Consider the following 9,612-nt stretch of genomic DNA (forward strand, 5'->3'; position numbering starts at 1 on the left):
AGGCACATAATATGGCTGAGCGTGGTCGCCGGCCCGGTTTCACGATGTCAAACGAGCACCGGGTTAAAATCCAGAACAGCAACATTCTCAACGCGCTTATTGAGCATGTTGAGGGCAAGCGCGAAATGTCGGCTACTCAGGTGTCCGCCGGGCTCGGATTGCTCAAGAAAATCATGCCGGATCTCGCGGCAAGTGCTGATGCTGGCAGTGACGGCGAACTGAAGCCCGTGAACAGGATGACGGATGAAGAGCTTGAGGCCATCGCCGCAGGCCGCAGCGCAAGAGTTGCTGAGACGGCGCCGGGCGCGAAGCAGCTTAATTGAGTATGCCCGCTATATCGAGGTGCCTGGTGCGCCCGTCTCTGAAACCGATGAGGACACGGAACAGTTCAAGCCGGTCGAGACGGTTCTAGCCCAGCATCACGAGCTTATCCTAGCGGCCACGCAACGCTGCATAAAGCGCCACAGTGGGCGAACCATGCTGTTCCTGCCTCCGGGCAGCGCAAAGTCCACATACGCAACTGTCGTCGGCCCGACGTGGGCAATGGGCAATATTCCCGGCTTCAGGGTTATCGGGGTCAGCTACGGATCGGATCTCGCTCGCAAGTTTGGCCGGCGCATGCGGTCCATCACGAAGCAAGCCGGGTTTCAGAATCTTTTTGGTACGGCGTTGAGTTCGGAAAGCAGTGCGGCGGATGAATGGGCGCTTGAGAATGGCGCTGAATACATGGGCGGCGGTATCTTGTCCGGCATAACCGGCAACCGCGCTGACTTCATCCCGATCGATGACCCATTGAAGGGCAGACAAGACGCCGATTCCGAAGTTGTCCGCAAGCGGACGCTGGAAGCGTACCAGGATGATGTTCTGACGCGTCTCAAGCCTGGCGGATCAGTGATGATCACCGAAACGCGCTGGCATGAGGATGATTTGGCGGGCGCGATCCTGCCTGAAGGCTATAACGGCGAAAGCGGCATGATCGAATGTCGCGACGGCAATACGTGGGAGGTGATCTGCATCCCCGCCAAGGCTGAAAGGGCAGATGACCCGCTCGGCCGCCAGATTGGTGAATATATCTGGCCAGAGTGGTTTCCTGCATCGCATTGGGCAACGTTCGAGCGCATCCCGCGCACATGGTCAGCGCTATACCAGCAGCGGCCAACCCCGGAAGAAGGCGACTATTTCAAAGCCGAGTGGTTCAAGCCGGTCGCAAAGCTGCCCGATCCAGCCACACTGCGGGTTTACGGCGCATCGGACTATGCGGTTACGAAGGATGGTGGCGACTTCACGGTTCATATCGTGGTCGGCGTCGATCCTGAAGACAGGATCTATCTTTTAGACCTCTGGCGCAAGCAGACGGCATCCGATGAGTGGGTGTCATCCTTCTGCGATCTGGTGATCGCGAACAAGCCGATAGGATGGGCTGAAGAAACGGGGCAGATCAAGTCTGGTGTCGGGCCGTTCCTCGAAAAGGAAATGCGCAAGCGCCGCGCCTGGACTGCCAGGGAGCAATTCCCGACCCGTGGGGACAAATCCATCCGCGCTCAGTCCATTCGCGGGCGTGCGGCACTCGCGGGCATCTATTACCAGGCAGACGCGCCGTGGTGGCCGACGCTTCGTTCCGAGCTGCTATCGTTCCCGGCCGGCAAGCATGACGATCAGGTCGACGCGTTGGGTCTGGTAGGTCAGCTTCTGGACCAGATGGTTGTGGGGCAAAAGCCCGAAACCCCGGAGAAGACGGCTCTGAAATCCGGCTATCGCTCCTACGGCGAGCGTTCGAACGGCCCTGACGTTCAGACAATTTGACGGAAACCCGCATGGCTGTACGTGAAACCACGACCGGCTTGAACCGCCGGCGCCGCGAGTTCGAATCGTATGCCACCGCAAAGGCAAACGAGATCGACGAACAGCGCCAGGCGTGGCGTTACTATCATGCTGCCCAGTGGACGGCAGCGCAGTTGAAGACGCTGAAGGACCGCAAGCAGCCGCCGATCACCTTCGATCGCACCAGCAGGCGCATTGACGGCCTCGTGGGCGTGGTGCGCAAGCTCAGGACCGACCCGAAGGCATTTCCGAAGACGCAGCAGCACGAGAACAGCGCCGACGTGGCAACGCAGGTTGTCCGCACGGTCTGCGATCAATCTCGGTTCGAGGATATCGAGGCCGAATGCGCCCGCGATGGTGCAGTGCATGGCATCGGTGTTTCCGAGCTCACCTTTCAGCAGGGCGATCACGGAGACCCTGACTTCAAGCTGGAATATGTCGATCCACGCTCGTTTTTCTATGATCCGCGTTCGATCAAGAACGACTTTTCCGATGCTCGCTTCATGGGCACCTACAAATGGGTAGGACTGGACGAGCTTGAGGAGATGGTTCCCGGCGCTTCCGAGAAGGTCGGGCAGTCGGATGATGGCACCTATACGACCGCCTTCGATACTGACCGGGAAATGCTCTGGATCGACGAGAAGCAGCGCGTTCGCCTGGTCGATCACTGGTATATCGAGGGCGGCAAGTGGCGCTGGTGCCTGCATATCGGGACAACGGAGATTGCCGGCGGTGAAGATGGCGGGGAATCGCCGTTCACCAACGATCGCGGCAAGTCGCTGTGCAAGTTCCTCGCCTTCTCCAACCTCATTGATCATGATGGGGACAGGTATGGCTTTGTTCGCCGCCTGAAAGGGCCACAGGACGCGATGAACCAGCATCGCTCCAAAGCCCTGCACATCATGAACACGCGCCAGATCAAGGTGCGCAAGGGGGCATTGGAGGACGTAGAGAAGACCCGCAAGGAAGCGGCTCGTCCCGATGGCGTGCTGGAATACACCGGCAACGCGGAAGATTTCGAGGTCATCCAGCCGGCCCAAGAATTCTTGCAGCAGACCGAATATTATCAGGACGCCAAGAACGAGATTGACCAGTTCGGGCCAAACCCGGCTTTGCTCGGGGATCTCGGGAAATCGGCATCCGGCCGTGCCTACACGATGGCTCAGCAGGCAGGATTGGCAGAGCTTGGCCCGTTCCTGAAGAACTTCCGCATGTGGAAGCTCGCGCAATATGAGGCGATCTGGTGGACGGCCAAGCGGCATTGGACAGGCGAGCGCTTTCTGCGCATCACTGACGATGAAGGCTTGGCGCAGTTCATGAAGGTGAACGGCGTTGAGTTGGACCAGTTCGGCCAACCGGCCCTGGTCAATGCTCTCGGATCGATCGATGTCGATATCGTCATTGATGAAGGCCCGGATACGGAAACCGTGATGGGCGACGTGTTCGACACGCTTGGCTCACTGGCGCAGAACAAGGTTCCGGTCCCCCCGGCCGTCATTATCGAGGCATCCAATCTTCCCGGCGAGGTGAAGAAGAAGATGCTGAGCATGATGCAGCAGCAGGACCCGGCGACGGAAGCCGCCAAGCAGCTCGAATTGCAGAACAAGGATGCGGCGAACAAGGAATTGCAGTCGCGCGCCATGCTGAATATGGCCAAGGCGCAGTCGGAAGGTGCACCTCAGGGCCAGCCCGACGATACCGCCAAGAACATGCTGGAATGGCACAAGGCGCAGCTTTCCGCGCTGACCTCTATCGAGGTTGCCCGCATCGGCGCCAAGACCGATCTGGACAGCCAGCAGATCGAACACGCGCTGGAAACCTCGTTGCATCTATCCGACCAGGCGCATCAGCGCGACATGGCGGAATTCCAAGCACAACAGTCCTTGCAGACGGCGCAGATCGCCGCCAAGGCCAAGAGTTCGTCCGCACCACGAAACGGTGCAAGGCCGGCCTGAGCCCATCAGGCGCCGCAACGCCCTCCGCGACAGTGAGAGCCACGCCATCGGACGCGACAGTCCGGGAGACAGAAAATGAGTGATCTGCCAAACGGCGCCGAAAGCGTCGACGATACCGCCTTGTTCGCCGATGTGACCGGAAGGGAAGCAGCCCCCGTGGTTGTCGAGCCCGCACCGGTCGCGAAAGAGCCTGCCACGACGACAGAGCCGAACCCGGCGCCAGAACCGGCAATCCCGCCGGCACGGCTCAGGGAAGAGGCAGAGGCACGCCGCAAAGCCGAGCGCGAGCTTGACGAATTGCGCGGACGCCTCGCTGCCATGCAGGAGCAGAAGAAGCCAGCCGAACAGCCCAAGGCCCCCGACTTCTGGGAAGACCCGAACGCGTTCGTGCAAAACTCTCTGACGCCCATGCAGGAGCAGTTCCAGCAGCAGGTTCAGGAGATGCGTGAGCATTTCTCGAAGCAGACGGCCATTGCCCAGCATGGGGCGGAAGTCGTCAAGGCCGCTGAGGATGCCGTCGAAGAGGCATTGCGCCAACTCCCGCCGGATCAACAGGCCCGCATGCGCGCCGCGCGTGGCAAGGACCTGGACCCGTATGGCGAGATGGTGCGGTGGAACAAGCAGCGCATGGCAATGCAGGAAGTCGGACCAGATCCGGCCGCCTACAAGAGCCGCATTCTTGAGGAATCGCTGAAGGACCCAGAGTTCCTGAAGCGCGCCCTTGAGGCCGCACGCGGAACAGCCACGGCAACCGGCAACACGATCACCCGTCCCCCTGTCGCTTCAATTCCCTCACTGAGCAAAGTCGGCGCCGTAGCCCTTCCTGAAGGTCAGGATGAGGCATCGGATTCCGAGTTGTTCGCCTCAATCACCAAGCGCCGCCGAGGCTGAAGCCCGGTCGCGAAATAGGAGTTAGCCTCCATGGCTCTCACCGCGAACCATCCCAACAACGAACTGGTCAAATTCCGCAAGGATGTGGCCTACGACTTCCTGCGTTCCTCGCGCTTCGACCCCTATATGGGCGATGACTCGACCTCCATTGTCGTCCGCATGGGCGATCTGGAAGCCGACGGCAAGGAAATCCGCGTCCCGCTCGTCACCCAGCTTGCTGGCGATGGCGTCGGCGCCGGCACCATGCGCGGCAACGAAGAGCAGATCGACAGCTACGGTATGCCGGTCTGGGCAGACTGGGCACGTAACGCCGTGGCCAACAACCGGGCCGTCAACAAGGAATCGTCGTTCAACATCCGTTCGACGGCGCGTTCCCTGCTTCGCGGCTGGTCCAAACGCATCGTGCGCGACGACCTCGTGGATGCGCTCCTGTCGCTGCCGACCTCGGCAGTTCAGGCCGGGCGTTTCTCCACCCCGGGCAACCGCGTCAACGGCATCAAGTTCTCGGCCGCCACCGCTGCCAACAAGAACTCGTGGGTGACGGCGAACTATGACCGCGTGGTCTTCGGTTCGCAGATGTCGAACTACTCGACCACCTTCGCAACCGCTGTCGCCAACGTCGATTCCACCAACGACAAGATGACGGCGGCTGTGGGAAGCCTGGCCAAGGATGCGGCCAAGCAGACCGGTGTCGATCCGAACAACCCGGGCGTCTACAACGGCCGGCCGAAGATCAATCCTTACATGATCGAGGATTCGGATCAGGAATGGTACGTGTGCTTCCTCGGCTCCCGCGCCTTCCGCGACCTGAAGGCCGATCCGGTGATGTACCAGGCCAACCGCGATGCCCGAAATCGTGAAAACGGCGATCCCACGAAGACGAACCCGATCTTTACTGGCGGCTCGCTGGTGTATGACGGGATCATCTACAAGGAAATCCCGGAGATCACCCAGCGCCTGCTCCTGAAGGGCGTCGGCGCCTCGTCGATCGATGTCGAGCCGTTCTTCCTCTGCGGGCAGGGCGCTCTTGCCTACGCCACGGGCCAGATGCCGCGTCCGACGCAGCTCGAGGACGGTGACTACGACTTCATCACCGGTCTCGGCATCGAAGCGCAGTACGGCGTTGCCAAGATCGCCAAGGCTCCGCTCTCGGTGTCCGGCGCCACCCTCGGTTCCCTTGTGGACTGGGGCATGGTCACCGGCTTCGTCTCCGGCGTCGCGAACGCTTGATCCATCTGAGCCGGGTTTCGGCCCGGCTCTCCCTCTCCTGACAATCGAAGGACAACCACCATGGCTACTCGCCAGGATTATGGCCAGCCCCAGACGGGCGGGCAGGGCTTTGCCCGTACCAACAAGACCTTCGGCCGCCGCGTGAATTTGCTCGCGGCCGATCTCGTCACCGCCAACGTCGTCTCGGCGTTCAAGGTGCCGGCTGGCTTCGTCGTCACCGGCATCATTGCCGTATCGTCCGACGTTGACACCAACGGCACTCCAACCGTCGCGCTCAGCGTCGGCGATGCAGGCTCGTCCGTCCGTTATCTCTCTTCGTCAGCAATCGGACAGGCCGGCACATCCACACAGACGCTCGCTTCGACCGGGCTGCTCTTCGTCAACACCGCAGAGACCGAAATTCTCGTCACCGTGACGACCGGTTCGGCGACTGCGGCTGCGGGCACGCTCGACCTGTATCTCAACGGCTTCATGCTCTGAAGGAGAACCGCCATGAGCAGGATCAACGCCACCTATCGAGCGCCTGAAGGCGACAGCCCGTTTGTCGAGATGTGCGGTGTGCGCTTCTTCGATGGCCAGGCGATGCCGCTCGACAGCGAAGAGCATGCCGAACTGATCGCCAAGCTTCGCACCAACCAGCATTTCGAGGTTGGCGGGAAGAAGGACAAGGTGGAAGCCGAGGCTGACGCCGACAAGTCCGACAAGCGTGCGATGTAAGACCGAGGTCGCTCAGCATGAAAAGCCGCGAACAACTCGTCAACCGTGCCCTTCAGAAGCTGAAGGTTCTTGCCGCAGGGCAATCACCTTCAGCCGAAGACTACAAGGTCGTGGACGATGATCTTGAGCCGGTGCTGAGCGACCTCAGTTCGCGCGGTATCTACCCGTTTGGCAATCCTGATGAGATCGAAGACGAGGCGTTTCTGTACCTCGCCACCTGTTTGGCACAGTCGAGCGCTCAGGATTTCGGGCGCGATCCTGATCCCAACCAGGTCGCTTTTGCTGAGGCGCGTCTGCGCGAACTCAACACGCAAAAGCTGTCAGGCCAGCCGCTTCAGGTCGACTATTTCTGATGGCGCAGATCATTTTCCCGACCTCCACCGCGCCATCGGTCAATCCGACCGAGAATGGTGGCCGGCTCATCAACTGCTATGCCGAGAAGACACCGCAGGGCGGGCGTAGCCAGGTTCTGTATCGTCGGGCGCCGGGTTGCGACTTCGCGTTTACAGCCGGCACGGCTGGTTATCGTGGCGCGCTGCTGGACGGAACAGTCCTGTACATCGCCAACGGGTCGAAGGTCTACACCGTCACCAAATCGGGCGGGCTCTATACCGTGACGACGCTTGGCGGAACGCTTGGCGGCTCCGGTCGCGTGTTCATGGAACACAACATGCGCTCGCCAACGCATCAGATCCTGATCTGGACATCTGGCGGCATCTATCAGGTTTCGGGCAGTTCGATCGTCGCGTTTTCCGACCCCGATCTGCCGTCCACCAACTCCCTGTCCTTTCAGGACGGGTATTTCTTCCACACCACGGCCTCTGGGCAGTCCTACGCCTCTGACCTGAACGACACCAACGTCAATTCAAACAGCTTCGTCACGGCGGAATCGCAGGTTGATGGGCTGGTGCGCGGCATCCCGATCCGCCGCGATCAGGCGCTGATGGGCGACACCTCAACCGAATTCTGGTCCAACGCCGGCAATGCGACCGGCTACCCATTCACGCGCGGCCCGGTCATTCCCTATGGCTTGTGGGGACCATATGCGGTCGCTGGGCACGAGCCAGGCTTTCCCGGCCCTGTCCTCTTCGTTTCCAACGATGGAGTGACCTACAGGCTTGACGGATACGGCGTCACGCGCGTTTCAACGCCTCATCTGGACCGGCTTGTGGCAGAAGTCACCGATCGCACCACGCTTCGCGCCAGCGTCCATATCTGCGCCGGTCATTCCTTCTGGGTGCTGAAGTGCAATGACTGGACCTGGGTCTATGACCTATCCACCGGGGAGTGGCACGAGCGGCAGACCCTTGGACGCGACAACTGGCGGATGGAGGGCGGTATCAACGCCTTCTCCGAATGGCTGGTGTTCGACGATGCTTCGGCCAACGTCTACCGGATGAACGAGCGTTCTCAGCTTGAGGCCGGCAATCAACTGGTCTGGGAACTCTGGTCGACCCAGATGCACAATTTCCCGGCCAGGACATCTGTGGACAAGGCCGCTTTCGACTTCGTGCGAGGCGTTGGCATCGACCGCGGCATTTCGCCGACGCAGACGACACCGAAAGTCTCGATCTCGTGGTCCAATGACGGTGGTGTCAGGTTCGGCAATGCCCTCCTTCGCGATCTCGGCACTCAGGGCCAGCAAAATGTGCGCTGCGAGGTGAACAGAACGGGTCTGACAGGCGATATCGGCCGGCAATGGAAACTGAAGATAGCCGATCCGGTTGAGGCTGTGTTCCTAGGCGGCTCGATGTTCGGCGAGGCGCGCGCGGCATGACGATCGACAGCCCTCCACCCCTGCTGGACGCCAATGGAAAGTGGATACTCGCTGACGGGCGGCCTTCTCCGGAATTCTACCTGTATATGCGGGCGCTCGATATCGTCGCCCGGGCAACGGTGTCGATTGTCAACATCCCCGATACGCCGCTGCCTGACGAGCTTTGGAACGAGTATTTCGAAGCCGCAGCGTCGGATGAATTGATCGGGCTTACGACGGGAACGGGCAAGGTCACGTTTCGCCTGCCATGGACAGTCACCGGACTGGCGGTGCGGGCTTCGCTTGCAACCGCTCAGGCCTCGGGTTCCATCTTCACGGTCGACATCAACAAGAATGGCACGTCGATCCTATCGACGAAGCTGACGATCGACAACACGGAGAAGACATCGCAAAGCGCGGCAACGCCCGCCGTCATCTCCAATACAACCTGGACGGATGATGACGAATTCACCGTCGACATCGACCAGATCGGCGACGGCACGGCCAAGGGTCTGAAAGTCGCGCTTATCGGCCGGCGTCCGCCTCCATGATGATCGTTGATCCGTATCGGTTCGCGGGATCATCGCCGGTTGGCTGCGCATATCAGGGCTTCACCGACGATACGGCTGGCGGGGTGGGAACCACGCGAACTGTCCCCGGTTGCCCGATCGGGACGGCTATCGTCGGGCGGCACGTCTTCGCCTGGTTGTTCTGGTCGAACACCGCAGCTACCGCAACGCTGCTTTCGGCTACGATCGGGGGTGTCGCGGCGGTCATTCACGTTCAGAAGGTTTTTGCCTCCATAGGCACAAATGCCGGCTTTGCATTGATCAGTGCGCCGCTCGCTGTCGGCACCACAGCAACATTTGTCCTCAACTATTCGGACGTGGCCTATCCTCGGATACACACGTACCGGGTCACTGACCTCATATCGAACACGGCTTTTGCCTCGCAGTCGAACGGCGGGTCATCCTCCACCCAGTCCCTTAACGCATCCTGTAACACTCAGGCCGGCGGCGTGGTGTTCTTTGCCATGAATGCCGGATGGGCGCCGCTCACCGTGACCCTGACCGGCAGTTCCCAGGACTTCATGTCAGCATATGGTCCGAGTTCCAACCTGATATCGGGTGGCTTCTTCCTGACTGCGGTGGCGGAAACACCTAGGGCATTCAATTCAACGCTGACCGGTGCGGTGGTTGGTGCGCCCAATCACGCGAACCTCGTCGCATCTTTCCGATAAGG

The 9,612-nt window shown here is 60.5% G+C and carries 11 protein-coding genes; all 11 read left to right on the forward strand.

Annotation, left to right across the window (positions count from 1 at the left end; translation table 11 throughout):
- Window positions 1–11: 11 nt before the first annotated feature.
- The 11 genes from CK227_RS10425 to CK227_RS10475 all read left to right on the forward strand — a co-directional run bounded on the left by CK227_RS10425 (window position 12) and on the right by CK227_RS10475 (window position 9,610).
- Window positions 12–323 carry a hypothetical protein gene (locus tag CK227_RS10425; RefSeq protein ID WP_143750497.1) on the forward strand — a complete coding sequence of 104 codons (312 nt, stop codon included), beginning with the start codon at window positions 12–14 and terminating at the stop codon, window positions 321–323.
- Window positions 244–1,803: a phage terminase large subunit gene (gene terL / locus CK227_RS10430; RefSeq protein ID WP_095804161.1), complete on the forward strand. Its 1,560-nt coding sequence runs from the start codon at window positions 244–246 to the stop codon at window positions 1,801–1,803. The genes CK227_RS10425 and terL overlap by 80 nt, the downstream gene beginning before the upstream one ends.
- A gap of 11 nt (window positions 1,804–1,814) precedes the next feature.
- Complete coding sequence (locus CK227_RS10435; protein ID WP_095804162.1) at window positions 1,815–3,776, forward strand: hypothetical protein; 1,962 nt, start codon at window positions 1,815–1,817, stop codon at window positions 3,774–3,776.
- A gap of 75 nt (window positions 3,777–3,851) precedes the next feature.
- Window positions 3,852–4,667, forward strand: a complete 816-nt coding sequence (locus CK227_RS10440; RefSeq protein WP_095804163.1) for a hypothetical protein — start codon at window positions 3,852–3,854, stop codon at window positions 4,665–4,667.
- A 30-nt stretch (window positions 4,668–4,697) separates the two neighbouring features.
- On the forward strand, window positions 4,698–5,897 hold the full coding sequence (locus CK227_RS10445; RefSeq protein WP_095804164.1) for a DUF4043 family protein: 1,200 nt from the start codon (window positions 4,698–4,700) through the stop codon (window positions 5,895–5,897).
- Window positions 5,898–5,957: 60 nt separating this feature from the next.
- Entirely contained in the window at window positions 5,958–6,377 is a 420-nt protein-coding gene (locus tag CK227_RS10450) for a hypothetical protein (protein WP_095804165.1), read from the forward strand.
- Window positions 6,378–6,389: 12 nt separating this feature from the next.
- A complete protein-coding gene (locus CK227_RS10455) occupies window positions 6,390–6,614 on the forward strand; it encodes a hypothetical protein (RefSeq protein WP_095804166.1) in 225 nt (74 codons plus the stop codon).
- Between the two features lie 17 nt (window positions 6,615–6,631).
- Entirely contained in the window at window positions 6,632–6,967 is a 336-nt protein-coding gene (locus tag CK227_RS10460) for a hypothetical protein (RefSeq protein ID WP_095804167.1), read from the forward strand.
- Window positions 6,967–8,391 (forward strand): hypothetical protein, encoded by a 1,425-nt coding sequence (locus tag CK227_RS10465; RefSeq protein ID WP_095804168.1) that lies wholly within the window; start codon window positions 6,967–6,969, stop codon window positions 8,389–8,391. The genes CK227_RS10460 and CK227_RS10465 overlap by 1 nt, the downstream gene beginning before the upstream one ends.
- Window positions 8,388–8,921, forward strand: a complete 534-nt coding sequence (locus CK227_RS10470; RefSeq protein WP_143750498.1) for a hypothetical protein — start codon at window positions 8,388–8,390, stop codon at window positions 8,919–8,921. The genes CK227_RS10465 and CK227_RS10470 overlap by 4 nt, the downstream gene beginning before the upstream one ends.
- The gene (locus CK227_RS10475; protein ID WP_095804170.1) at window positions 8,918–9,610 is read left to right on the forward strand and encodes a hypothetical protein; all 693 of its coding nucleotides are present in this window, start codon (window positions 8,918–8,920) and stop codon (window positions 9,608–9,610) included. Before CK227_RS10470 ends, CK227_RS10475 begins: the two co-directional genes overlap by 4 nt.
- Window positions 9,611–9,612 lie beyond the last annotated feature (2 nt).

This window comes from Mesorhizobium sp. WSM4308 (assembly GCF_002294905.1).
Classification (GTDB): Bacteria; Pseudomonadota; Alphaproteobacteria; order Rhizobiales; family Rhizobiaceae; genus Mesorhizobium.